24 protein-coding genes, 1 tRNA gene and 1 pseudogene are annotated in these 23,580 nt (G+C 70.5%); 13 read left to right on the plus strand and 13 right to left on the minus strand.

Annotation, left to right across the window (positions count from 1 at the left end; all coding sequences use genetic code 11):
• The first annotated feature begins 91 nt into the window (after window positions 1-91).
• The 7 genes and pseudogenes from ACWJIO_RS06635 (at window position 92) to ACWJIO_RS06665 (ending at window position 5,691) form a co-directional block, all read left to right on the plus strand.
• Window positions 92-1,111, plus strand: coding sequence for a COX15/CtaA family protein (locus tag ACWJIO_RS06635; RefSeq protein WP_480312243.1), 1,020 nt, complete (start codon window positions 92-94; stop codon window positions 1,109-1,111).
• A 3-nt stretch (window positions 1,112-1,114) separates the two neighbouring features.
• Complete coding sequence (locus ACWJIO_RS06640) at window positions 1,115-2,089, plus strand: heme o synthase (protein WP_480312244.1); 975 nt, start codon at window positions 1,115-1,117, stop codon at window positions 2,087-2,089.
• Window positions 2,090-2,203: 114 nt separating this feature from the next.
• A pseudogene (locus ACWJIO_RS06645) lies at window positions 2,204-2,713 on the plus strand (ABC transporter ATP-binding protein); the annotation flags it as partial.
• A gap of 12 nt (window positions 2,714-2,725) precedes the next feature.
• Window positions 2,726-3,151 (plus strand): DUF4162 domain-containing protein, encoded by a 426-nt coding sequence (locus ACWJIO_RS06650; protein WP_480312422.1) that lies wholly within the window; start codon window positions 2,726-2,728, stop codon window positions 3,149-3,151.
• Between the two features lie 6 nt (window positions 3,152-3,157).
• On the plus strand, window positions 3,158-4,060 hold the full coding sequence (locus ACWJIO_RS06655) for an ABC transporter permease (protein ID WP_480312246.1): 903 nt from the start codon (window positions 3,158-3,160) through the stop codon (window positions 4,058-4,060).
• Window positions 4,061-4,072: 12 nt separating this feature from the next.
• The gene (locus tag ACWJIO_RS06660) at window positions 4,073-5,002 is read left to right on the plus strand and encodes a hypothetical protein (RefSeq protein WP_480312248.1); all 930 of its coding nucleotides are present in this window, start codon (window positions 4,073-4,075) and stop codon (window positions 5,000-5,002) included.
• A gap of 2 nt (window positions 5,003-5,004) precedes the next feature.
• Window positions 5,005-5,691, plus strand: coding sequence for an N-acetylmannosamine-6-phosphate 2-epimerase (locus tag ACWJIO_RS06665; RefSeq protein WP_480312250.1), 687 nt, complete (start codon window positions 5,005-5,007; stop codon window positions 5,689-5,691).
• A gap of 25 nt (window positions 5,692-5,716) precedes the next feature.
• Here ACWJIO_RS06665 and groL read toward each other — a convergent pair whose 3' ends face one another.
• Window positions 5,717-7,393 carry a chaperonin GroEL gene (gene groL / locus ACWJIO_RS06670; RefSeq protein WP_480312252.1) on the minus strand — a complete coding sequence of 559 codons (1,677 nt, stop codon included), beginning with the start codon at window positions 7,391-7,393 and terminating at the stop codon, window positions 5,717-5,719.
• A 137-nt stretch (window positions 7,394-7,530) separates the two neighbouring features.
• On the opposite strand from groL, the gene ACWJIO_RS06675 reads away from it, so the two are divergent.
• Window positions 7,531-7,770 (plus strand): hypothetical protein, encoded by a 240-nt coding sequence (locus tag ACWJIO_RS06675; RefSeq protein WP_193815293.1) that lies wholly within the window; start codon window positions 7,531-7,533, stop codon window positions 7,768-7,770.
• A 36-nt stretch (window positions 7,771-7,806) separates the two neighbouring features.
• Here the strand turns inward: ACWJIO_RS06675 and fabG are convergent, their stop codons facing one another.
• Together fabG and ACWJIO_RS06685 are read right to left on the minus strand one after the other, a co-directional pair.
• Window positions 7,807-8,559 carry a 3-oxoacyl-[acyl-carrier-protein] reductase gene (gene fabG, locus ACWJIO_RS06680; RefSeq protein ID WP_480312254.1) on the minus strand — a complete coding sequence of 251 codons (753 nt, stop codon included), beginning with the start codon at window positions 8,557-8,559 and terminating at the stop codon, window positions 7,807-7,809.
• A 66-nt stretch (window positions 8,560-8,625) separates the two neighbouring features.
• Window positions 8,626-9,459, minus strand: coding sequence for a glycosyltransferase family 9 protein (locus tag ACWJIO_RS06685; RefSeq protein ID WP_480312256.1), 834 nt, complete (start codon window positions 9,457-9,459; stop codon window positions 8,626-8,628).
• Window positions 9,460-9,527: 68 nt separating this feature from the next.
• Here ACWJIO_RS06685 and ispD point away from each other — a divergent pair, with 68 nt between their 5' ends.
• On the plus strand, window positions 9,528-10,223 hold the full coding sequence (gene ispD, locus ACWJIO_RS06690) for a 2-C-methyl-D-erythritol 4-phosphate cytidylyltransferase (protein ID WP_480312257.1): 696 nt from the start codon (window positions 9,528-9,530) through the stop codon (window positions 10,221-10,223).
• A gap of 2 nt (window positions 10,224-10,225) precedes the next feature.
• Here ispD and ACWJIO_RS06695 read toward each other — a convergent pair whose 3' ends face one another.
• Together ACWJIO_RS06695 and ACWJIO_RS06700 are read right to left on the minus strand one after the other, a co-directional pair.
• Window positions 10,226-11,170 carry a S66 peptidase family protein gene (locus ACWJIO_RS06695; protein WP_480312259.1) on the minus strand — a complete coding sequence of 315 codons (945 nt, stop codon included), beginning with the start codon at window positions 11,168-11,170 and terminating at the stop codon, window positions 10,226-10,228.
• Entirely contained in the window at window positions 11,167-12,063 is an 897-nt protein-coding gene (locus ACWJIO_RS06700; protein ID WP_480312423.1) for a 4-hydroxybenzoate polyprenyltransferase, read from the minus strand. The genes ACWJIO_RS06695 and ACWJIO_RS06700 overlap by 4 nt, the downstream gene beginning before the upstream one ends.
• 162 nt (window positions 12,064-12,225) lie before the next feature.
• Between ACWJIO_RS06700 and ACWJIO_RS06705 the strand changes: the two genes are divergently transcribed.
• A complete protein-coding gene (locus ACWJIO_RS06705) occupies window positions 12,226-13,839 on the plus strand; it encodes a Ppx/GppA phosphatase family protein (protein WP_480312260.1) in 1,614 nt (537 codons plus the stop codon).
• Here ACWJIO_RS06705 and ACWJIO_RS06710 read toward each other — a convergent pair.
• Together ACWJIO_RS06710 and ACWJIO_RS06715 are read right to left on the minus strand one after the other, a co-directional pair.
• Window positions 13,820-14,629, minus strand: coding sequence for a helix-turn-helix domain-containing protein (locus ACWJIO_RS06710; protein ID WP_480312261.1), 810 nt, complete (start codon window positions 14,627-14,629; stop codon window positions 13,820-13,822). The two genes, ACWJIO_RS06705 and ACWJIO_RS06710, sit on opposite strands and share 20 nt — an antisense overlap.
• Window positions 14,630-14,803: 174 nt before the next feature.
• Window positions 14,804-14,875, minus strand: a tRNA-Val gene (locus ACWJIO_RS06715).
• A gap of 238 nt (window positions 14,876-15,113) precedes the next feature.
• On the opposite strand from ACWJIO_RS06715, the gene ACWJIO_RS06720 reads away from it, so the two are divergent.
• The gene (locus tag ACWJIO_RS06720; protein ID WP_480312263.1) at window positions 15,114-16,598 is read left to right on the plus strand and encodes an FAD-dependent oxidoreductase; all 1,485 of its coding nucleotides are present in this window, start codon (window positions 15,114-15,116) and stop codon (window positions 16,596-16,598) included.
• Here the strand turns inward: ACWJIO_RS06720 and cobM are convergent.
• Genes cobM through petC form a run of 4 tightly spaced genes read right to left on the minus strand, consistent with a single transcriptional unit; the run spans window position 16,560 to window position 19,728 of the window.
• Window positions 16,560-17,321 (minus strand): precorrin-4 C(11)-methyltransferase, encoded by a 762-nt coding sequence (gene cobM, locus ACWJIO_RS06725; RefSeq protein ID WP_480312265.1) that lies wholly within the window; start codon window positions 17,319-17,321, stop codon window positions 16,560-16,562. The genes ACWJIO_RS06720 and cobM overlap by 39 nt on opposite strands.
• On the minus strand, window positions 17,318-18,175 hold the full coding sequence (gene lgt / locus ACWJIO_RS06730) for a prolipoprotein diacylglyceryl transferase (protein ID WP_480312266.1): 858 nt from the start codon (window positions 18,173-18,175) through the stop codon (window positions 17,318-17,320). The genes cobM and lgt overlap by 4 nt, the downstream gene beginning before the upstream one ends.
• 31 nt (window positions 18,176-18,206) lie before the next feature.
• A complete protein-coding gene (petA, locus tag ACWJIO_RS06735; RefSeq protein WP_480312268.1) occupies window positions 18,207-19,142 on the minus strand; it encodes a cytochrome f in 936 nt (311 codons plus the stop codon).
• A 37-nt stretch (window positions 19,143-19,179) separates the two neighbouring features.
• Window positions 19,180-19,728 (minus strand): cytochrome b6-f complex iron-sulfur subunit, encoded by a 549-nt coding sequence (gene petC / locus ACWJIO_RS06740; RefSeq protein WP_480312269.1) that lies wholly within the window; start codon window positions 19,726-19,728, stop codon window positions 19,180-19,182.
• A gap of 168 nt (window positions 19,729-19,896) precedes the next feature.
• On the opposite strand from petC, the gene ACWJIO_RS06745 reads away from it, so the two are divergent.
• Window positions 19,897-20,226 (plus strand): DUF3067 family protein, encoded by a 330-nt coding sequence (locus ACWJIO_RS06745; protein WP_480312270.1) that lies wholly within the window; start codon window positions 19,897-19,899, stop codon window positions 20,224-20,226.
• Window positions 20,227-20,249: 23 nt separating this feature from the next.
• Here the strand turns inward: ACWJIO_RS06745 and tatC are convergent, their stop codons facing one another.
• Window positions 20,250-21,128 (minus strand): twin-arginine translocase subunit TatC, encoded by an 879-nt coding sequence (gene tatC, locus ACWJIO_RS06750; RefSeq protein WP_480312272.1) that lies wholly within the window; start codon window positions 21,126-21,128, stop codon window positions 20,250-20,252.
• Complete coding sequence (locus tag ACWJIO_RS06755; protein WP_480312273.1) at window positions 21,125-22,849, minus strand: NFACT RNA binding domain-containing protein; 1,725 nt, start codon at window positions 22,847-22,849, stop codon at window positions 21,125-21,127. The genes tatC and ACWJIO_RS06755 overlap by 4 nt, the downstream gene beginning before the upstream one ends.
• Before the next feature lie 61 nt (window positions 22,850-22,910).
• Between ACWJIO_RS06755 and gmk the strand changes: the two genes are divergently transcribed.
• Window positions 22,911-23,465, plus strand: a complete 555-nt coding sequence (gmk, locus tag ACWJIO_RS06760) for a guanylate kinase (RefSeq protein WP_480312275.1) — start codon at window positions 22,911-22,913, stop codon at window positions 23,463-23,465.
• Window positions 23,466-23,580: the final 115 nt, after the last annotated feature.

The following is a 23,580-nucleotide window of genomic DNA, read 5'->3' on the forward strand; positions in this document are numbered from 1 at the left end:
GAATCCTCATCCCTGGCTCCCCGCACCATCGCTACCGTGCAGCCACCCTGGGGCACTTGCTCCGATGCAGACAGGCCTGAGGCCATCCCAGATGCCCGACTCTGGGGCCCCGGCCAAGGCCGTGGCCGTCGATGGCGGCACGTCCCAGGCTGACCCCAAGACGGGGCCATCGCCCCGGCTGGGGCAGCTCACCCGGCTGAGCGGTCACCTGGTGGTGGCCCTGGTGGCCCTGGTGGTCATCGGCGGGGCGACCCGAGTCATGCAGGCCGGTCTGGCTTGTCCAGACTGGCCCCTCTGTTACGGGGTGCTGCTGCCCGGTCGGCAGATGAATCTGCAGGTGTTCCTGGAGTGGTTTCACCGCCTTGATGCCTTTGTGGTGGGGGTTGCCCTGCTGGTGCTCGCCGCCGCCAGCTGGCTGGGCCGCCGCCGCCTGCCCGGCTGGCTTCCCTGGGCGGCCACCCTGGCCCTGGCCCTGGTGGCCGTGCAGGGCGGTCTCGGAGCGCTGACGGTGACCCGGCTGCTGGCCTCATCGATGGTGACGGCTCACCTGGCCGCAGCCCTCAGCCTGCTGGCCCTGCTCAGCGGGCTGCACCAGGCCCTGAAGCTGCATCAGCTATCCAGTGCTCCAGTCCTGCAGAGGCGCTGGCTGGCTCTGTGGGCCCTGGCTGTCCTCGGTGCCCTTGCACTGGTGCTGGCCCAGAGCCTGCTCGGGGCCTGGATGGCCAGTCACTGGGCAGCCGATCGCTGCCTCGCCGGTGGGGACGACTGCCGTTGGCTGCTGCTGCATCGCCAGGCCGCCCCAGCCGCAGGGATTGCCGTGCTGGCAGCGGCCGCCCTCGGCGGGCTGCTTCCCACCCTGCCGCGATCGACCCGTCTGCTCTGCCTTGGAGCCGCCTTGCTGGTGGTGGTCCAAGTGGCCCTGGGCATCGCCACCCTGCGCCTGGCCCTCGCCGTGCCCGCCGTGACGATCGCCCACCAGCTTGGCGCCGCCCTGCTGGTGGCTGTCCTCGCCTCCCTGCTGGGCCAGCTGCCCGCCCTGGCCGGTCGTGGGGCCCCCCAGCCCCAGCAACTGACTGCCCCCCAGACCACCCTTCCCCCTCTCCGGAGCTGATCCATGGTGAGCCTCTCTGCCGTGACCATGGCCCAGCCCCCCATGGTGCGCCCTTCGGCCCGGCCCTCAGTGCGCCTGCCGGCCTGGCTGGAGGTGGCCAAACCCCGGCTGATCCCCCTCTTGCTGGCTACCACGCTGGCCGGCATGGCCGTGAGCGGCGCCAGCGTCACGGCGCCCGTCGTGCTGTGCACGCTGCTGGGCGGTGCCCTGGCCTCAGCGGCCGCCGGAGTGCTCAACTGCCTCTGGGAGCAGGAGCTCGATGGCCGCATGCAGCGGACCAGCCGTCGTGCCCTGCCCTCGGGGCGGCTGGCCCAGCGCCAGGCCTTCGCTCTTGCGGTGGTGCTCACCCTGGTGTCGGTGGCGGTGCTGGTGGTGGGGGTGAACCCCCTGGCCGCCAGCCTGGCCCTGCTGGGGCTGTGCAGCTATGTGCTGCTGTACACCGCCCTGCTCAAGCCCCGCACGCCCCAGAACATCGTGATCGGCGGGGTGGCGGGCGCCATCCCACCCCTGGTGGGCGCTGCGGCGGCCAGCGGCGAACTCGGAGCCTCCAGCTGGTGGCTGTTCTCGCTGGTGATGGTGTGGACCCCGGCCCACTTCTGGGCCCTGGCGCTGTTGCTCAAGGACGATTACCGCTCCGTGGGCATTCCGATGCTGCCGGTGGTGAAGGGGGTGCAGGTGACAGCCCGGGCGATCAGCAGCTATGCCTGGCTGACCGTGGCGCTGAGCCTGCTGGGGGCCTGGATGCTGCCCACCGGCGGCCTGCTCTACGGGCTGCTGGTGCTGCCCTTCAACGGCAGGCTGCTGCAACTGGTGCGCAACCTCAGCGGCAGCCCCAACGACCCTGCCGCCGCCAAGGCCCTGTTCCGTTGGTCGATCTTCTACCTGTTCGGTGTGAGCCTGCTGTTGCTGATGGCTCGTCTCCCCCAGGCGGAGCCTTTCTCCATCGGGCTGGGGATGCTGCCTACATTGGGCGGCTGACCGACGCACAACCGCTCTGATGGCCAAAGGAGAGAGGGGCTGGTGATCGAAATCGATCGGTTGAGCAAGGCCTACGGCAGCGGCACCTCCAGGGTGGCTGCCCTGGATGGCCTCAGTTTGACCGTGCCCTCTGGCACGCTCTATGGCCTGCTGGGCCCCAACGGCGCCGGCAAAACCACCGCGCTGCGGATCCTCTGCACCCTGCTGGCCCCTGACGGGGGCAGCGTCCGGGTGGCCGGCGTGGATGCCCTGCAGGACCCCCGCCAGGTGCGGCGGCTGCTCGGCTATGTGGCCCAGGAGGTGGCGATCGACAAGATCCTCAGCGGCCGCGAGCTGCTGCAGCTCCAGGGCGACCTCTACCACCTGCAGCCGGCCTTGCGGAACAGCCGCATCGCCGAGCTGGTGGAGTTGCTGGGCATGGGCGACTGGATCGAGCGGCGCTGCGGCACCTATTCCGGTGGCATGCGCCGCCGGCTGGATCTGGCCTCCGGTCTGCTGCACGCCCCCCGGGTGCTGGTGCTGGATGAGCCCACCGTGGGCCTCGACATCGAGAGCCGGGCGGCAATTTGGACGGTGCTGCGCCAGCTGCGCGATGGTGGCACCACGATCCTGCTCAGCAGTCACTATCTGGAGGAGGTGGACGCCCTGGCGGACCGTCTGGCAATCCTCGAGGCCGGTCGGCTGATCGCCGAGGGCACCCCATCGGAGCTCAAGGATGCCCTCGGAGGCGATCGCGTCACCCTGCGGGTGCGGGAGTTCAGCGATGCCGCGGAGGCCAGCCAGGTGCAGGAGCTCCTGAAGGGCTGCCCGGGGGTGCGCCAGGTGGTGGTGAACCGGGCCCAGGGCTATTCCCTCAACCTCGTGGTGGAGCACCAGGGGGTGGTGGAGCAGCTCAGGCACCAGCTGGCCGAGGCCCAGCTGCCGGTGTTCGCCCTGGCCCAGAGCCGGCCCAGCCTCGATGATGTGTACCTCCAGGCCACGGGCCGCACATTGATGGATGCGGAGCTGGCCGTGGCCGGCAGCCGGGATCCCAAGGCCGAACGCAAACAGAGCATGCGCTGATTCGTTATGACCACCACTTCTTCTGCCGCTTCTTCCGGCGCCTCCTCCCTGTCGAGCACGGTTGCCCCGCCATCACCCTTGCCCCTCGCCCCGGAGGCCTCCGCCCTGGCCGAGATCAGCCAGGAAACCCTGGCGCTCACCAAGCGCCTGTTCCTGCAGCTGCAGCGCCGTCCCTCCACCCTGATCGCCGGGGTGTTGCAGCCTCTGATCTGGCTGATTCTGTTCGGGGCCCTGTTTGCCAAGGCCCCCGCCGGTCTGCTGCCTGGCGGCATGAGCTACGGCCGCTTTCTTGGGGCGGGCGTGATCGTGTTCACCGCCTTCAGTGGCGCCCTCAACGCCGGTCTGCCGGTGATGTTCGATCGGGAGTTCGGCTTCCTCAACAGGCTGCTGGTGGCGCCGCTGCGGGCCCGCAGCTCGATCGTGCTGGCCTCGGTGCTGTTCATCACCGCCCTGAGCCTGGTGCAGAGCCTGGCGATCATGGCGGCTGCTGCCCTGCTCGGCTATGGCTGGCCAGGCGGCTCAGGTCTGCTGCTGGTGCTGGTCACGCTGCTCCTGCTGGTGTTCGCCGTCACCGCCCTGAGCCTTGGGCTGGCCTTTGCCCTGCCGGGTCACATCGAACTGATCGCGGTGATCTTCGTGGCCAACCTGCCGTTGCTGTTCGCCAGCACCGCCCTGGCACCGATTTCCTTCATGCCGGCCTGGTTGGGCTGGCTTGCGGCCCTGAATCCCCTTACCTTCGCGATTGAACCGATCCGCGCGGCCTACGCCGGCCACTTCTCCCTCACGGCCGTGGTGCTGGAAGCCCCCTACGGAGACCTCACCGCCGGCACCTGCCTGGCCGTGCTGGCCCTCCTGGCCGCCGGACTGTTCGCCCTGATCCGGCCCCTGCTGGATCGCAAGCTCACCTGATTCCCGGTCCCCGTGCCCCGTTCTCCCCGCTTCCCCGCCCCGGACCGTCCCGACCCGGAGGCGAGGCTCCTGGCCGCCGTGGCGGAGCGCGATGGAGGACTGGCCCGCCGCCTGGCTGAGCAGTTCGTGCACCGCCGCGGCGTGGCCGCCCTCGAGAGCCTGCTGCTGCGCAGGCTGGAGCCCACCCAGGGTGCCGAGGCCTGCAGCTGGCTTGCTTCCCTGGTGGGAGTGGACACCCCGGTCGGGCCAGCAGCAATGCCGGATTCCGGGGCCCCTGCTGCGGAGGTTGTGGTCTCGGTCCCTGCCGCGGATCCCTGGGCACCGATTGCATCCGGTCTGGAGGGAATCGGCAACACCATTGCTGCCCAGAACGCCGGCGCAAACCTGGACTCCTCGGGCACGGCGGTGGAGCCTGGGGCGGCTCTGATCGCCTCCTGGCTGGAGGATCTGAGCCTTGAACAGCTCGAACTGGGCCAGCTTGCCGAGGTGTGGAAGCCGGCCGCTGAGTCACAGGTGGCTGAGTCACAGGTGGCTGAGTCACAGGCACCCGAGCCCCAGTTGGCCGAGGCAACAGGAGCTGCTCCCGAGCTCCTGCAAGCCGACCTGATGGTGTTTGGAGGGGGCGGTGCCTCGGTATCACATCCAGCCAGCAGCCCAGCTGCCCTCTCCCTGGCTGAGAGCAGCTTTGACAACCCCTTTGAGGCCGGTTCCATCGCCCTGCCCCAGCCCGAGCAGATCACCCGGGTGCCCTCACTGACCCCCTCTCTCACGCCCCCGCTGCCGGCTCAGCAGCCGGACCCTGAGCCTGTGCTGCGCCGCCTTCAGGCGGTGGCCACCTCCGGCGGCCAGACCACCAGACCTGCGCAGCTGGCTCCAGTGCCGGCCTCGCTGGCACGCCTGCGCTCGTGGCTCCATGACGATCAGCTGCCGGAGGCGAGCTGAGCATGGCCACCGCGCCGTGGCCCCGGGGGCTGATCGTGTCGGTGCAGGCCCCGGAGGGATCACCCATGCGTCACCCCGAGGTGATCGCGGCCATGGCGGAGGCCAGCCTCAACCAGGGCGCCAGCGGGGTGCGGCTGGAGAGTCCCGAACACATCGGTGCGGTGCGTCGGCGCTGCCCGGAGGCCCTGATCGTGGGGCTCTGGAAGCGCACCTACCCCGGCAGTGCGGTGTATATCACCCCCACCTGGACGGACATCCAGGCCGTGTGGGCGGCTGGGGCCGATGTGGTGGCCATCGATGCCACGAGCCGACTGCGGCCCTGCGGCCAAGATCTGGCGGAGCTGATCCAGCGGGCCGCCCAGGAGCTGGGGGCGCCCCTGATGGCCGATGTGGATTCCGTGGCCCACGGCCTGCGGGCCGCCGAGCTGGGTTGCGGCTGGGTGGGGACCACCCTGTTCGGCTACACCGAGGACACCGCCAGCTGCCCCCCTCCTGCCATGGACCTGCTGGCGCCCTTGCGGGCCTCTCTCCCCAACGAGGTGGCCCTCATCTGTGAGGGAGGGATTCACTCGGCAGCCCAGGCCCGCGCGGCGCTGGCGCACGGGGCCGATGCGGTGGTGGTGGGCACGGCGATCACGGGGATCGATCTGCAGGTGGCGGCCTACCTGCGGGCGCTCGCCCAGCCCTGAGGGGGGGCGGGGAGCGCAGCCCGGCTCACATCATGCCGGGCATCCCCATGCCGCCCATGCCTCCCATACCACCCATGCCGCCCATACCTCCCATGCCGCCCATGTCGTCGCCGGGGCCTGCGGCCGCGGGCGGTTCGGGCTTGTCGGCGATCACGGCTTCGGTGGTGATCAACAGGGCCGCGATCGACACAGCGTCCTGGAGCGCCAGCCGGGTGACCTTGGCGGCATCGAGAATGCCGGCGGCCAGCAGGTCTTCGTATTCACCGCTGAAGGCGTTGTAGCCCTTGCCGCCGCGCAGGATTTCGGCGCTCACCACGGAGCCGTCGATGCCCGCGTTCACGGCGATCTGGCGCACCGGCTCAGCCAGGGCCCGCTTGACGATCTCCACTCCCGTGCGCTCATCGCCCTGGCAGCGGCCAGCCAGCTCAGAGAGGGTTTCAGCCAGTTCCAGCAGGGTGGTGCCGCCACCGGCCACGATGCCCTCCTCGACGGCGGCCCGGGTGGCGTTGAGGGCGTCTTCGATGCGCAGCTTGCGGTTGCGCAGCTCGGTTTCGGTGGGGGCCCCCACCTTGATCACGGCCACACCGCCGGCCAGCTTGGCGATCCGCTCCTGCAGCTTCTCGCGGTCGTAGTCGGAGTCGGTGGCGGCCAGCTGGCGACGGATCGAGGCGATGCGGTCGGCCACGGCGGCCTGATGCTCCTCGCTGGCCACGATCGTGGTGCTGTCCTTGGTGATGGTGATGCGGCGCGCCTGGCCCAGGTCGGCCAGGGTGGCCTTCTCCAGGGTCATGGCCTGGTCTTCGCTCACCACCGTGGCGCCGGTGAGGGTGGCGATGTCCTGCAGGTAGGCCTTGCGGCGATCCCCGAAGGAAGGGGCGCGCACGGCGGCCACCTGGAGCACGCCGCGGTTCTTGTTCACCACCAGGGTGGCCAGGGCTTCACCCTCCACCTCCTCGGCCAGGATCAGCAGCGGGCGGCCGCTCTTGGACACGGCTTCCAGCACCGGCACCAGATCGGCGATGCTGCTGATCTTGCGATCGGTGATCAGGATCAGAGCACCCTCAAACACGCACTCCCGGCGCTCCGGATCGGTCACGAAATAGGGGGAGCTGTAGCCGCGGTCGAAGGCCATGCCTTCGGTGATCTCGAGCTCGGTGGCCAGGGAGTTGGACTCCTCCACCGTGATCACGCCATCGACGCTCACCTTGTCCATCGCCTGGGCGATCATGGCGCCGATCTCGTCGTCGTTGCCGGCGCTGACGCTGGCCACCTGGCGGATCGCGTCGCCCTCCACGGGCACGGCCCGGGCGGCGATGCCCTCCACCACCAGGGCGGCAGCCCGCTCCATGCCGCGGCGCAGGTTCACGGGGCTGGCGCCGGCGGCCACGTTGCGCATGCCCTCCCGCACCAGGGCCTGGGCCAGCACGGTGGCGGTGGTGGTGCCGTCACCGGCCTCGTCCTTGGTCTTGCTCGCCACCTGCTGCATCAGCTTGGCGCCGAGATTTTCGAAGGGATCCTCCAGTTCGATTTCCTTGGCGATCGTCACGCCGTCGTTGACGATGTCGGGGGCGCCGAACTTCTTCTCGAGCACCACATTGCGTCCCTTCGGACCGATGGTCACCCGCACGGCATCGGCGAGGGCGTTGACACCCCGCTCCAGGGCGGCGCGGGAGGCGTCGGAAAAGCTGACCAGCTTGGTCATCGGCTCACAGGAGTACCAATGCTTCAGGTTCCCACGCGGCCTGGGGCCTGGTCCGGTAGGGAAAGCCGAAAAGACTGTCGGGCTGTCCTGACGGACCGATAAGGTCTGGTGAGGGGGCCTGGAGCCGCACAGAGGTCTTGGACGAGTTGCTTCAGAGCGCCCTTGACACGGCTTCAGCCGAAGCCATGCCCCTGAGCACCGCCAGCGGCGCCAACGCCATGGTGTTCGTGCTGGTCACGGCGCTCGGGCTGCTCATGGCACTGATCTATGTGCCGCTGCGGCTCTACCTCACGCTCACGGCGCGCAGCCGGCGGCTGCGGCTGCTGCAGCGGATCCGCCGGCTACGGGAGGAGCTGGGCCAACCGATCGGCGGCTGAGCCCGGCGGATGGCGCGGTGGGTTGTGCCGCGGCGCTCAGCGCATCACCATGCCGCCATCCACCTGAAGCACCTGGCCGGTCATGTAGGCGGCGCTGGGATCGGCGGCCAGGAAGCGCACCGCCCCGGCCACTTCGGCGGCGCTGCCCATGCGGCCCAGGGGGATGGCCTTGAGGATCGGCTCCTTGTCGAGGGAGGCGGTCATGTCGCTCTCGATGAAGCCGGGGGCCACGGCATTCACCGTGACGCCCCGGGCGGCGAACTCGGCCGCGTTGCTGCGGGTGAGGCCGATCACCCCGGCCTTGGCGGCGCTGTAGTTGGCCTGGCCGGCATTGCCGCACAGCCCCACCACCGAGGTGATGTTGATGATGCGGCCGCTCCTGGCCTTCAGCATCGGCCGGCTCACGGCCCTGGTGCAGAGGAACACGCCGGTGAGGTTGAGGTCGATGACGCTCTGCCAGTCGGCGGTCTTCATGCGCATCAGCAGCCCGTCGCGGGTGATGCCGGCGTTGTTGACCAGCACGTCGAGGCGGCCCTCGCGCTCCAGCACCGCCTTCACCATCGCCTCCACCTCGGCCTCCTCGGCCACGTTGGCCCGGTGGGCCCAGGACCTGCCACCGGCGGCCTCGATGGCACCCACGACATCGGCCGCGGCCTGTTCGGAGCTGGCGTAGTTCACCACCACGGTGGCGCCGTTGGCGGCCAGTTCCAGGGCGATCGCCGCGCCGATGCCGCGGCTGGCGCCGGTGACCAGGGCGACCTGACCGGTGAGGGGAGCGGCGACGGCCATCGAGGGGGAGGGGTGAGTGGCGCCGATCGTATGGCGAGACCCATCACCCGCTGGGCTGGGGGCCGCTCAGGCCAGCCCCAGGGCGCTCAGCACGGCGGCGCTGCCGAGCTGGGACAGCTCGTCTGGGTTGCCCAGGGCCTTGACTCCCTCGCGCTGGGGGAGGTCGCCGGCTGCAGCCCCGAGGGCCACCAGCGGCAGGCCCAGCAGCAGGGCCAGCTCCACGCTGGCCGGATCGCTGGCCAGCACCACATCGGCGCAGGCCAGGCGTGCGGCCCGCTGGCTCCAGGAACCCTCTCCGGCTCTGGCGCTGCGCAGCCCGGGCAGCTGGGCGGCGATCAGGGCCGGCAGCTCCTGCCAACGTTCGGGTGGCCAGTCGCCAACGCCCCCCGCCGGGGCCTGCAGCAGCAGGGGCCCATCGCCGGCGGGCAGGGCGGCGGCGGCGGCCTGGAGATCGGCCGGGGGGATCGGCAGGCGGAAGGCCTCGGCGTTCAGGCTCAGTCCCAGGGGGCGCAGCCAGGTTTCCCAGGCCTGGGAAGGCCAGCCCCCTGCAGGCTCCTGCACCAGCGCGGTGGCCGAGAAGCCCTGGCTGGCCACCCGGGTGGGGATGTGGCTCATGGACAGCATCAGATCCATGGCCCGACTGGGAGCGCGGTTGATGCAGAGCTGGAAATCGGGCTCCCGCACCGAGCCCAGCAGGTTGGCCCAGTCGGCGAGGGTGGCGTTGGCGAAGCTGAAGGGCAGGGCGCGGCTTACGCCGGGGTGCAGGCGCCAGAGACCAACCGCTTCAGCGGGGCAGACAACCTGCACCACCGCCTTGAGCTGGTCCGCCACGGCGGCCACGGCAGGGAAGGCCTGGAGCTGCCGGCTGCTGTCGCCGGGCAGCAGGAACAGGGCGCGCATCGAGGGGCAGTCACGGCGGACTGATTGTATGGAGCGGTTCCGGACGCGCCTGGCCGCGGGAGACGCCTGTGCATCTGTTGATCGCCGCCGCCGGCAGTGGCCGCCGCATGGGCGCCGCCGGCAACAAGTTGCTGCTGCAGGTGGCCGGGCGCCCTGTGTTGGCCTGGACACTGGAGGCCGCCCTGGCCTGTGCGGCGATCCGCTGGATCGGCATCGTCGGCCAGCCCATGGATGCCGAAGCGGTGGCGGCGATCATCGAGGCCGCCAGGCCGGATCGCCCGGTGCAGTGGATCCTGGGGGGCGACAGCCGCCAGGAGTCGGTGAGCCGGGGCCTGGAGGCCCTGCCTGCCGAGGCCTCCGGGGTGCTGATCCACGACGGCGCCCGCTGCCTGGTGGAGCCGGAGTTGCTGGCGCGCTGCGCTGCGGCGGTGGAGCAGGGCCTGGCGGTGATTGCCGCCACCCCCGTCACCGACACGATCAAGCAGGTGGATGCTGCCGGGGCGATCCTGGCCACCCCCGATCGGGCGGGACTCTGGGCGGCTCAGACCCCCCAGGGGTTCCCGGTGGACCAGTTGCGCTCGGCCCATGCCCGCGCCCGGCGCGAAGGCTGGAGCGTCACCGATGACGCGGCCCTGTTCGAGCGGCTCGGCCTGCCGGTGGCCGTGCTGGAGGCGCCGCCCTCCAACATCAAGCTCACAACACCGTTTGACCTCACGGTGGCGGCGGCCCTGCTGGCCTCCGCCGGGGTCGGTTCTTCCGGCTGACCTCAGGCCCCAGGGGCGGGCAGCAGCTGAAGGCGGCCGGCCTCAGCGTCCAGCCGGGCCCAGACACCCAGCGGCAGGGCCCCATTGCCGGCTTCGTGGCCCACCGGCAGCCCGGCGAGCACCGGAATGCCCAGATCCCCGGTGCGATCGTGCAACACCTGCTCCAGGCTGAACCGCGCCGCCATCGCGATGGGGTCGGCTCCGGACTCTCCAGGGGGGTGGTCGTCGCAGCCGCTGAACTGGCCCAGGCCGATGCCGGCCAACTGACCCAGGGCGCCACTCAGCCGCCAGTGGGTGAGCATCCGATCGATCCGGTAGGGAGCTTCGCCCACGTCTTCGATCACCAGGATGGCGCCGCGCAGGTCGGGCAGGTGGGGAGTTCCGAGCAGGTGGGTGGCCACGGTGAGATTCGCCACCAGCAGGGGGCCTTCGGCCACGCCACCCCGCCATGGGGTGCCCGGCAGGTCGGCCACCGGCTCCCCGAACAACAGGGCCCGCAGCCGCTCCTGGCTCCAGGACGGCTCCGCCGCCAGGCTGGTGAGCAGGGGGCCGTGCACGCCACCACCGTGCCCCTGGGCCAGCTGGGCCCAGAGCAGGGCCGTGACATCGCTGAAGCCCAGCAGCCAGCGGGGAGACAGGCTGGTGAGGGACTGCTCCAGCAGCCGGGCCGCCCCCCAGCCCCCGCGCAGGCAGGCCAGCAGCTCGGCCCCCACGTGTTCAGCCCGCAGCAGATCATCGCGGCGCTCGGCGTCGCGGCCGGCCAGATAGCCCCAGCGCCGCTCGTGCAGGGCGCGGCGCTCCACCTCCAAGCCCCAGCTCTCGAGCACGGCGATGCCGGCTTCCAGGCGCTCCAGGTGATCGCTGGCCGCCAGCGCGGAGCTGGCCGCCACCAGGGCCACCCGGGCTCCTGGACGCAGGGGAGGAGGTTGCCGGGGCGGGAGGGTCACGCCAGTCGCCCCAGCACCAGGGCCAGCCACCACAGCCCGCCCAGCCACACCTGCTGGCGGAAATGGCGCCCGAAGGCCCCCCGGGACTGACCTGGCCGTTGCAGCAGAACCCCGGCACGCACCATGCCGAGGCTCGCCCCTGCGGCCAGCCCCCAGCCCAGCAGATTGAGGCCATTCCACCCTGCCGCCAGGGTCCACACCGCCGCACCCAGGCAGAGGGCCGCGGCGGCGTAGCAGAGCGTCACCACCTGCGGCGCCCGGCGCCCCAGGCTCAGGGCGCTGCTGCGCACGCCGATCGCCCGGTCATCATCCCGGTCGGCCATGGCGTACACGGTGTCGAAGCCGAAGGTCCACAGCAGCGTGGCCAGCCAGACCAGGGCGAGCGGCCAGCCCCCGGCCAGGTTGCCCGTGGCGGCGGCCCAGGGGATTAGCACCGCAAAACCCCAGCAGAGGGCCAGCACCAGCTGGGGGTAGCCGAACCAGCGCTTGGCCGAGGGGTAGAGCAGCACCAGGGGAAGGGTGGCGAGGGCCAGCAGCAGGCAGAGACCCCGGCTGGCGGCGGGCAGGCCCCACAGCACCACCCCCAGGGCCAGGCTCAGGCAGGCCGTGAGCAGCGCCAGGGCCGTGCCCACGCCCATCCGGCCGCAGGCCAGCGGACGCTGGCGGGTGCGTTCCACCTGGGGATCGATGCGGCGATCCCAGAGGTCGTTGGCGATGCAGCCGGCCCCACTCACGGCCAGGCCCCCCAGCGCCAGGGCCAGCAGCAGCGAGGCCGGCGGCGGGGTTGACGGGAGCAACCACAGGCTCCAGCCCGCCGGGATCAGCAGGATCAGGCGGCCGCTCGGCTTGTCCCAGCGCAGCAGCTGCAGCCAGGCGCCCAGGTCGGCGCCCATCGCTGCGGGGCCTGCCGGCGCGTCGCCTTTCTTGCCCGTCGCCGAGCCTGCCATGCGCCTCCCTTGCCGATCCAACCGTGTCCAGCCAGGAACGCTAGGCGTCTGCGACCAGGGGCCCCGGGGTCAGTGGCAAACTGGCTGCGCCCTGGCTGCCCCGGTTCGATGGCCCAGAGCCCTCCCTCCCAGCGCCCCGATCGACGCCGGGTCGCGGCCATCGACATCGGCACCAACTCGATCCATCTGCTGATCGCCGAGGTGGATGAGGAGCTGCGCAGCTTCTCGGTGCTGCTGGCGGAAAAGGCCACCACCCGCCTGGGCGAGCGCGACCCTGACTCCGGTGATCTCAGCCCCACCGCGATTGAGCGGGCTTTCCGCACCCTGCGCCACGACAAGGAGCTGGCCGAGAGCCACGGGGTGGAGCAGATCGTCACAGCGGCCACCAGTGCCGTGCGCGAAGCGCCCAATGGCCGCGACTTCGTGCAGGCCCTCTACGACCAGCTGGGCCTGTCGGTGGATCTGGTGAGCGGCCCTGAGGAGGCCCGTCTGATCTACCTGGGGGTGCTCTCGGGGATGGGCTTCGGCGAGCAGCCCCACATGATCCTCGACATCGGCGGTGGCTCCACCGAACTGGTGCTCGGTGACGGCCGCGACGCCCGGGTGCTCACCAGCACCCGCATCGGCGCCGTGCGGCTGCAGCGGGAGTTCTGCCAGCAGGAGCCCCTTCCCCTGGAGCGGCAGCGCTTCCTGAAGGCCTACATCCAGGGGGCGCTGGACCCGGCCGTGTCCGAATTGAAGCGGGCCCTGCAGCCTGGCGAGCAGCCCAGGCTGGTGGGCACCAGTGGCACGGCGATGGCCCTGGCCTCCCTGGCGGCGGCGGCAGAAGCCAAGCCGCCCCTCAAGCTGCAGGGCTACACGCTGCCCAAGCAGCGCATCGATGAGCTCGTGGAGGGCCTGGTGGCCATGACCCCGGAGCAGCGCCGGGAGCTCTCGGCCATCAATGAGCGCCGCGCCGAAATCATCGTGCCCGGGGCCCTGATCCTGCAGACCGCCATGCAGATGCTCGGGGCACCCGAGCTGGTGGTGTGCGACCGGGCCCTGCGGGAGGGGCTGATCGTGGACTGGATGCTGCGCAACCAGATCCTGGGCGATCGCTTCAGCTTCCAGAGCACGATCCGCGAGCGCACCGTGCTGCATCTGGCCCAGAGCTACGGCATCGACCGGGAGCGGGCCGATCAGGTGGCGGGCCACGCCCTAAGCCTCTACGACCAGAGCAAGGGCCTCCTCCATCACGACAGCGGCGAGGGGCGGGAGCTGCTCTGGGCTGCGGCCCAGCTGCACACCTGCGGCAAGAGCATCAACATCTCCGCTTATCACAAGCACACCTGGTATCTGATCCGCCACGGCGAACTGCTGGGGTTCTCCCAGGCGGAACACCTGATGGTGGCGGCCATGGCCCGCTACCACCGCCGCAGCCTGCCCAAGAAGCGCCACGAGTCGTGGCAGCTGATTGAGGAGCGCGACCAGCGCAGCAGAGTGTTCTCCATGGCCCTGTTGCTGAGGCTGGCGGCTGCCCTCGATCGCCGGCCGGCGGCCGGCATTGCCGCCATCCGCGTGCATTGCGCCGCCGAAGGGGTGCTCGACTTGGAGCTGGTGGCCCACGATCCAGGCCCCCGGGAGCCGGCCATTGACCTGAGCCTGGAGCGTTGGAGTCTCCGTTCCTGCGGCGAGGTGGTGGCGGAAGCCTGTGGGCTGGAACTCAGGGTGCGGGAGCCCTGAACAGCTGCCAGCGCACCTGCTCGATCGTGCCGAGCCGGCGCCTGGGTTGCCCCGGCGGTTCCACTTCCACCAGGTCTGGCCGGCCCGCCAGCACCTGTAATTCGGCCTGGAGCGGGAAGGACTGCTCCCCCTGCAGCGTGCCGCGGAACAGGGTGGTTCCATCGGCGCTGCGCACTTCCAGCCAGCTCGGTTGCTGGGCCCTCAGCAGCAGTTGGCCGGATGCAGCACCGCCGGAGCCCGCCGGTTCCTGGGCCTGAGCTGGTCCGCTGACGGCGCTTGCTGGGGCTGAGGGGGCGGCTGCTGGTTGCGGCGTGTTGGCTGGGGCCTGGGCGTTGCTTCCGCTGCCGCCGTCAGGCGCCACCAGCCTCTGGTAGCCGACAAAGCCTGCGGCGGAGAGCGCGGCCAGCAGTCCCGCCGCGGCGAGGGGCAGGGGCCATCGAGCCGCCGGGGTGGCCCGCCCTGAGGCTGGGGCCGCCGCCTGTGATTGGGCTGGGCTGCTGGAGGTTTCGGCCAGGGGCGTCCCTGCTTGTCGGCCCTGAAGGCTGGCCCGCAGTGCCTGGATTTCGGGATCGATCGAGACGCCGAGCGCTGAGGCCACCCGCCGGGCCTGGGCGATCACGAACACCGGTTCGGGCAGGGCCTTCGGATCGCCAGTCTCCAGGCTCTGCAGTTGCTCCCGGCCCATGTGCAGACGGTCGGCCAGATCTTCGAGGCTCAGCCCCCGGCGCAGCCTGGCCTGCTGCAGGCACGAGGCCAGCCGTTGCAGATCTGACGTGGGGTCTGCGCTCATGGCAGCAAGGGATCCAGGTGGGGCGGCGGTTACGGGCGCCGATTCAGCCCCGGAGCCAGAATGATGCAGATTCTGCAGGGAAACACGTTCGTCTGCCACCAGGGGAACCCCAGGGGTGGCAGCAGCCCAGGGCGCTGCTTTGGTCCTAAGCCCCCGGCTGGGGGCTCGCTGACATGGGCGATACTGGACTCGAACCAGTGACCCCTTCCGTGTGAAGGAAGTGCGCTACCGCTGTGCTAATCGCCCGTTGATTCGGCCCTGACCCTGCGGATCGGGTGCCGTTCAGGGAGCTTAAATCACCGCCGGAACCTCTCTCTGCCGACATCGGCCAACCCTCTGACTGCTGGCATCAGCCAACCCTCTGCCTGCTTGCATCAGCCAACCCTGTGCCTGCAGGCATCAGCCAATCCTGTGCCTGCTGGCATCAGCCAAAATGGTGGGCCGTTCCGATGTGCCTGTGAGCAGCGCCCCTCCGTTCCCGCACATGTCCGCGCCCCAGGCCGCTCAGCAGGCTTCCCTCCCCGCTGACGCAAGCGTGGATGTGCTGATCGTGGGCGGAGGAGTGTGCGGCACGGCCCTGCTGTTCGAGCTCGCCCGCTACACCGACCTGGCCCGGGTGGCCCTGGTGGAGCGCTACGACGCCCTGGCCAGCGTCAACTCCCGCGCCACCAACAACAGCCAGACGATCCACTGCGGCGACATCGAGACCAACTACACGCTGGAGAAGGCCCTGAAGGTGAAGCGCACCGCCGAGATGATCGTGCGCTACGCCGAGCTGCTCGATCCCGCCAGCCGGGAGCGCTGCGTGTTCCGCACACCCAAGATGGTGCTCGGGGTGGGGAGCGAGGAGTGCGCCCTGTTGCGGGAGCGCTTCCAGCGCTTCTCGCCCCATTTCCCGGCTATGGAGCTGCTGGATGCCGAAGCGATCGCGGCCTGGGAGCCCCGTGTCGCCCTGCTGAACGGCCAGCCGCGCCCTGAAGAGCTGGCGGCGATCGGCATTCGCGGCAGCTACACCGCTGTCGACTACGAGGCCCTCTCGGCCTCCTTCGTGGCCGAAGCTCGCGCTGCGGTGGCGGGCAGCGACCGCCAGCTGGAGCTCCAGCTGGGCACCACCGTGGCGGCGATCACGCCCGAGGGGGAGGGCTTCCGGGTGCTGCTCACCCCCACCCCGGGCTGCGCGGCGGCGGCAGACCAGGCGGAACGGCAGCTGTGGGCCCGCCATGTGGTGGTGAACGCCGGGGCCCACAGCCTGCTGATGGCTCAGCAGATGGGCTACGGCCTGGAGTACTCCTGCCTGCCGGTGGCCGGCAGCTTTTACTTCACCCCAGATCTGCTCAACGGCAAGGTCTACACCGTTCAGAACGACAAACTTCCCTTCGCGGCCATCCACGGCGATCCGGATGTGCGGGCTCCGGGCAAGACCCGTTTCGGCCCCACGGCCCTGCCGCTGCCGCTGCTGGAGCGCTACCGCCTGGCCTCCTTCTGGGAGTTCCTCAAGGTGCTGCGCCTGGACTGGGCCGTGCTGGCCGTGGCCTGGCAGCTGCTGCGGGTGGGCGACATCCGCCGCTACATCCTCAGGAATCTGTTGTTCGAGGTGCCCTGGCTGCGGCGGCGCCTGTTCCTGGCCGATGCCCGCAAGATCGTGCCGGGCATGCAGCTCGAGGACCTGCGCTTTGCCGAGGGCTACGGCGGGGTGCGTCCCCAGCTGATCGACAAGCGCCAGCGCCGCCTGCTGCTCGGGGAGGCCAGCATCCCCGCCCGCCCCGGGCTGGTGTTCAACGTGACGCCCTCCCCCGGCGGCAGCTGCTGCCTGGGCAATGCCGCCCGCGACCTGGAGCAGATCGTGGCGCGGCTGGGCTGCGGCTTCGATCGGGCCAGGCTGGAGCGGGAGCTGCACGGCACGGCCGAGGCTTCAGGCCCCGCCGCAGCCTCAGGCTCCGCCGCGGAAGAGGTGGTGGTGGCTGGCTGAGTACAGCTTGGAGCGGGCCTCGGCACTGGCAGCCAGGGCCGGACTCACCACGTAGAGCGTGGTGCGGATCAGGCCCCGCTCCTCACTGGCCTGGGCCATGGCCGTGAGCGGCACCACCTGCAGCCACTGGTCCGGCCAGCTCACCCTGTAGCCGATTGCCACAGGGGTGTCCGGGGGGTAGTGCTGCAGCAGCTCCTGCTGCACCTCCTGAACGTGGCGGGCACTGAGGTAAAGGCAGAGCGAGGCTCCCAGGGCCGCCAGCCGGCCCAGGGATTCCTTTTCGGGCACGCCGGTGCGCCCGCCGGCGCGACCGAGCACGATCGTCTGCACCAGGCCTGGAATGGTGAGCTCCTGCTGCAGGGCTGCGGCTGTGGCCTGATAGGCGCTGAGGCCAGGCACCACCTCCACGGCCAGCTCAGCATCGGCCAGGCGACAGATCTGCTCGTGCAGGGCGCCGTAGAGGCAGGGATCGCCATCGTGCAGACGCACCACCTGCTTGCCCGCTGCGGCCCGCTCCTGCACCAGCGCCATCACCTCCTCCAGGGTGAGGGTGCTGGTGCGGATGCGTTCACAGCCTTCGGGGGCCAGGGCCGCGATCTCGGGGCTCACCAGCGAGTCAGTCCACACCAGCACCTCGGCCTGCTCGATGGCCCGCAAAGCCCTGAGGGTGAGCAGGTCCACGGCGCCGGGGCCGGCCCCCACGATCGAGACGCGCGGCGTCACTGCACCACCCCGCTGGGGTCAGGCAGGCGGCGCTGGCGGCCGTAGAGCCACCACAGGCCCAGGCCACCCAGCACGATCAGCAGCAGGCTCACCACCTGGGCCATGCGCAGCCCCCCCTCGCAGAAGGGCGGCTGGGAGAACAGACAGAGCGGATCGATGCGCAGGCCCTCGATCCACACCCTGCCGGCGCTGTAGGCCATCAGGTAGATGCAGCTGAGGCTGCCGGCCGGCAGGGAGATGCGGCCCTTCTGGCCCTGGCGGAACAGCACCAGCAGCAGCACACACACGCCCACGTTCCAGAGCGATTCGTACAGGAAGGTGGGATGGAAATCCACCTGATCCAGGAATTCCGTGGGCCGGTTGGCGAGGGGGATCTGCAGCTTCCAGGGCAGGTCGGTGGGCAGGCCGAAGGCCTCGGAGTTGAAGAAGTTGCCCCAGCGACCGATCGCCTGGCCCAGGGCCACGGCCGGCATCAGCACGTCGAGCAGGGGCCAGAAGGGCTGGCGACGCCAGCGGCAATAGAGCACGGTGGTGAGGCTGCCGCCGATCAAGGCGCCGTGGATGGCGATGCCCCCCCGCCAGATCGCCAGGGCCTCAACCCAGTTGTCCTCGTACTGGCGCCATTCGAGCAGCACGTAATAGATCCTGGCGCCGATCACGGCTCCCAGCACCAGCAGGGGCAGCAGGTCGGCGATCAGGGTGGGCTCGATGCCCCGCTGCCGGCCCAGCCGGGTGGCCAGGCTGAGGCCCGCCAGCACCGCTGCGGCAATCAGCAGGCCGTACCAGCGCACGGAAAGGGGGCCCAGCTGGAACACCAGGGGCCCCGGGGAGGTGAACACAAGAAGCACGTTCAAGGGCCTGAGAGAGAGCTCGGGGCCGACCAGCTCAGACAATGCCTTCGGCGGCCTGCACTCGCTCCACCTGGCGCTTCTTCAGCACCAGGAAGATCTGGGCCACGGCAATGGCTGCGAAGAACGCCAGCATCCCGTAGATCCGCACAGGATCCTGAAGTACCACTTCGGTGTCGATCTGGCCGAAGCCACCCACGTTGGGGTCGTTGGTGAGGGCAGCCCCGGCCGCGACGGTCTCACCGACGGCGGCGGTCACGGTCGGACCGGCTGGAATGGTTTCGCTGATCACGGAGCCGTCTGTCGTGGTGATCTCCACCACGGTGGCGCCGCCATCGGCGGGAGTGACAGCAGAGACGGTACCGGCGGCCGTGGCGTTGAAGATCGTGTTGTTCGACTTCTCACCGGTGGGATACACCTGGCCGCGGCCACGGTTGCCACCCACGTGCAGCTGGTATTTGCCGAAGTGGATGCTGCTGTCCTGGGCCGGATCGGGGGAGAGCAGCGGGAACACGATTTCCTGGTGCTGGTCACCGGGCAGGGGACCCACAAGGAGGATGTTGGGCTGGTCGTCGGAGTACTGGGTGTAGTAGATCCCCGCCGTTTCCTCCTTGAGCTCCTCACTGAGGCGATCCTGGGGTGCCAGGGTGAAACCATCGGGCAGCATCACCACGGCGCCCACATTCAGGCCGGTGCCGCTGCCATCGCCGGACAGCTGTTGCACCGAGGTGTCGTAGGGAATCTCCACCACGGCCTTGAACACCGTGTCGGGGAAGACGGCCTGGGGCACTTCAATGCGGGTGGCCTTCTTGGCCAGGTGGCAGTTGGCGCAGACCAGCTTGCCCGTGGCTTCACGGGGGCTGTCGTAGTTCTGTTGGGCCCAGAAGGGGTAGGCCCAGCTGGGGGAGGCGGCACCGAGCAGCACGGTGACGCTCAGCAGGCAACCGAGCAGCAGGGAGAGGGAGCGACGCATCAGAGGTGGGGCGACAGGGGCGAACGGGGGAAGCGGATCAGGCCCACCAGGGCTTGTCGCCGTTTCGGAAGTCGGTTTCAGTCCACTGGCTGAGGAACACGTTGTCGTCTTCGACGGACACGTGGGCCAGGGCCAGGGAGAGGGGAGCCGGCCCCCGCACCACCTTGCCGGTGGCGTCGTACTGGGAGCCGTGGCAGGGGCAGATGAACTTGTTCTGGCCGCCGTTCCAGGGCACCACGCAGCCCAGGTGGGTGCAGATGGCATTGATGCCGTAGCTGCCGATGGCGTCGTCGCCCTCGACGATCAGGTAGGTGGGATCGCCCTTGAGGCCCTGCACCAGGCTGCGGTCCCCTTCCTTGTGGGTGCTCAGCCAGCCGCTGCCGGTGACGGGATTGCCGAGTTCGTCCTTGGCGGAGGTGCCCCCACCACTGCCGGCGGCCTTGGGCGGAATGAAGTAGTTGACCACCGGGTAGAGCGCCCCGAGGGCCACGCCCGTGAGGGAGCCGAAGGTCAGCAGGTTCATGAACTGCCGACGGCCCATTCCGGGCACATCACCGCTCGAAGCACTCGCTGGCATCTGGGTCATACAGGGCGGCCTGGAAGCCACAGCAACGTGGCGGCCACCCTAAGACCTGACTCCACCTGAGCCAGGCTGCCAACGGGGCCTGGCGGGGGCTCTGCAACAACCCGTTGCGGATTTCGGTCTCGCCCTGGATTCCCTGGTACTGGCATAGGGGCCTGAGCGTCTGTGGTTGTGGATCCCTCTTCTCCCCTCAGTGCCGAGGAGCTGCTGGGCCTGCTGCGCCGGCGCTGGCAGGCCAGCTACGACCTGCAGCTGGTGCAGCGCCGCGGCCGCCTCTACCTGCAGGTGATGTGGGCCTATCTGGAACAGCAGTCGTTCCCGCTCTCCGCCGAGGCCTACGGGGCCAAGCTGGAGGAGCTCACGGGCCTGCTGAATGGGCTGGGCGTGGCGGCCCAGGTGCGGGCCTGGCTGGAGACCACCTCCGACAAGCCCAGACTGGGCAGGGCTCTGGGCCTGGCCCTGGAGCTGCCGCCGGAGCGGGCCAGCGAGTTCTTTCTCTGAGCGGCGCGGGCCGGCGATGTGGCTCAGGCCTCCTCCGAGCCCAGGGGCTGGGCCCCGGCCGGCCAGGCGCGCAGCCGCTCAGTGAAGGCCACCAGGCCCACCCCCACGAGGTAGAGGGCGCTGATCGCGCCGGTGAGCAGCAGCATCGTCACCGGATCGGTGGAGGGGGTGAGCACCGCTCCAGCCAGGGCCGCCAGCAGCACCACCCAGCGCCACCCCGAGAGCATGGCGCGGGAGCGCACCAGCCCCAGGGCACCCAGCAGCAGCTGCAGCACCGGCAGCTGGAAGGCCAGGGCCGTGGCCACCATCAGCAGCAGCACGAAGTCGAGATAGCGCTCGATCGACCAGCTGGGCTCCACCACATCGGCGCCATAGCTCACCAGAAATCGCAGGGCGGCCGGCACCAGGGCCCACCAGGCGAAGGCCAGTCCTGCGGCGAACAGCACCGCCGAGCCCGCCACCGCCGGCGCCACCAGGCGCCGTTCCCGGCGGTTCAAGCCCGGCAGCACGAAGGCCAGGCCCTCGTAGAGCACGTAGGGGAGGGCCAGGGTGAGCCCGGCGTAGCCCGCCACCTTCAGGGACACGAACAGAAACTCGCCCGGCGCCAGCTGCAGGAAGCGGATGCCATCGGCCGGCATCTCCAGCAGCCGCACGAGGGGTTTGACGAACACCAGACACAGGGCCGCCCCCGCCAGCAGGGCCAGCAGGGCCCTCAGGATGCGGCGCCGCAGCTCCTCGAGATGATCCACAAGGCTCATCTCCACTTCGCCTGGGAACTCCTCGCCAGCCAGCGCGCCGCTGGGGGTGGCGGGACGGGGTTCCCGCTCACACCGACCGACCTCGATCCGGATCGGGGGCGGTGGCCCGGCACGGCCGGGATCCTGGGGGGAGGTGTCCGTCATGGTTGCCGTGCTGCCAGCAGGCTAAGAGCCCGCTCCGGTTCCCCCCAGAGCAGGCTGCCGCCGCGATGCCGCACCGTGCCGGGGGCGGCGCCCGGAATCCGCTGCAGCTCTGCCGTGGGCACCATCAGCACAGGCACGCGGCGGTTGCCCCGCCCGCGGCTGAAGTGGGCTGCCAGATCGGCCGCGGCCTGCAGATCGTCCTCCCCCGCCGCTGCCGCCGAACTGCGCAGCACCACGTGGCTGCCCGGTAGCTCCTGGGCATGGAACCAGAGGTCGCCGCGCCGGGCCTGGCGAAAGGCGATCCACTCGTTCTGGCGGTGGTTGCGGCCCACCTGGAGCGTGAGCCCCCCCGGGCTGATCAGCTCGAGGGGCTGGGGCTGGCCCTCCCGACCCTGGCCGCCGCCCCGCCGGGACTGCCGGGCTGGCCTGCCGCCGGGGTGGAGATGCTCCTCCAGATCCCGGCCCAGGCCCAGGAGCGCCTCAAGATCCTCCGCCTGGTCGAGGTAGGTGAGGCTGGCCTCCAGCCAGGCCAGACGCTGCCCGTGCCAGGCCAGCCGTTCCTGGATGGCCGCCACGGAGCGGCGTCGCCTGCGGGCCTGGCGGTAGAGCTTCTGGGCGTTGTCGATGCAGCTGCGGCTGGGCTGGAACTGGCTCAGCAGGGCATCGGCCTGCAGCTGCAGGGCCTCGCTCTCCGGCACGGCATCGAGCAGGGCCTGCTGGCTGCCGGCCTGCTGCTGTTCTCGCTGCAGCAGCCGCTCGAACTGCTGCTGCAGCTGCCGGCGCTGCTGGGCCAGGCGCTGCTGGGCCAGGGCGCGGCCGTAGAACTCAGCCAGGCCATGGTTGATCGGCATCGCCGGGGCGGCGGTCGGCGGTTGAACCGCTGCCGGGGGCTCTGGTGCCGGCGGGTGCTGCGAAGGCGGCTCGGGGCTCCAGCAGCGGTAGCCCTCGGCGTCGCCGTGCCAGAAGAAGCGCTCGGCCTGCACCGCCCCCAGCCAGGCTTGCCAGCGCTGCCAGACCAGCTCCCACTGATGGGGCTGCAGCTCGGCGACAGTCTGCTGCAGCCACTCGGGTGGGGCCAGCTGGCGGGCCAGGGCCGGGCTGATGCCCTGGTAGGCGCTGCGCAGGGCCCGCTCCAGGGGCAGGGGGAGCAGGGCCACCCGCTGACGCCAGCGCTCGAAGCTCTCGGCGCGGCTCGGCGGAGCGCCATCCAGGGGTGGGGGCGGCTGGTAGGGGTCGCCGGTGCCGATCGGCCGCAGCCGCGACTGGGACGCCTTCACCTGGCGCCCCAGAGCCACCACCTGCCGTCCATCGCCATCGGGCTCCAGCAGCAGCAGGTTGCTGTGCCGGCCCATCAGCTCAGCCACCAGCCAGCGCTGCGGAGCCTCGCCGGGGCGGCGGGCAAAGCCCAGTTCCAGCACCCGCTCCCAGCCAGCCTGCTGGAGGCTGACCAGGGCCAGTCCACCGAGACCGTGCTGCAGCTGCTGGGCCAGGGTGCTCCCCTCCCCCTGGCGCGGTGGCGGCGCGATGGCATGGGCCCGGGCCGCCTCGGCCTGCCAGCTCAGCTCCAGCCACTGCATCCCCTGCAGGTGGCGCAGGCCCAGCTGAATCGTGCCAGGGCCCGCCTGCTGGGCCTTTTCCAGGCGGCTGGGCAGCAGCAGGCGCCGCCATTCGGCCAGCACCGCCTTGAGGCTGGTCACGTCCTGGGCCTGGAGGCTTGCCATGGCTGCGCTCCAGCCCTTCCGCGTGTGGCTTCTACTCTGCAGCCCTGCCTCCGCGACTTCCATGGCCCGACTCACCGTGATCACCGGTCCGAGCGGGGTGGGCAAGGGCACGCTGGTGGCCGAGCTGTTGCGGCGTCATCCCCACCTCTGGCTGTCGGTGTCGGCCACCACCAGGCCCCCCAGGCCGGGGGAGGTAGAGGGCCGCAGCTACTTCTTCCTCAGCCGCGAGCGCTTCGAGCAGCTGGTGCAGGAGGGGGGATTTCTGGAGTGGGCCGAATTTGCCGGCAACCTCTATGGCACGCCGCGGCGTCCGGTGGAGGAGCACCTGGCGGCAGGGCGATCCGTGCTGCTGGAGATCGAACTGGAGGGGGCCCGCCAGGTGCGCCAGACCTTCCGGGCTGGCTACCAGCTGTTCATCAAGCCCCCTTCTCTGGAGGAGCTGGAGCGCCGCATCCGTGGGAGGGGCACCGACAGCGAGGAGGCAATCGTCCGCCGGCTGCAGCGGGCCACGGTGGAACTGGCCGCTGAGCAGGAGTTCGATGGGGTGCTGGTCAACGGCGAGCTGGAAGCGGCCGTGGGCGAACTGGAAGCGGCCCTTGGCCTGGCCACCGGTTGATGCGGCGATGGGTTGATGCGGCGATGGTCGGTACACCCCAGGAGCACCAAGGCACAGGCCCGTCACCCAACGAGTGCCGCTGTCATGAAAAACGGCCCCCGGGGGCCGTTGATGG

This window comes from Paraciimarium castrense LEGE 11436, from assembly GCF_056633055.1.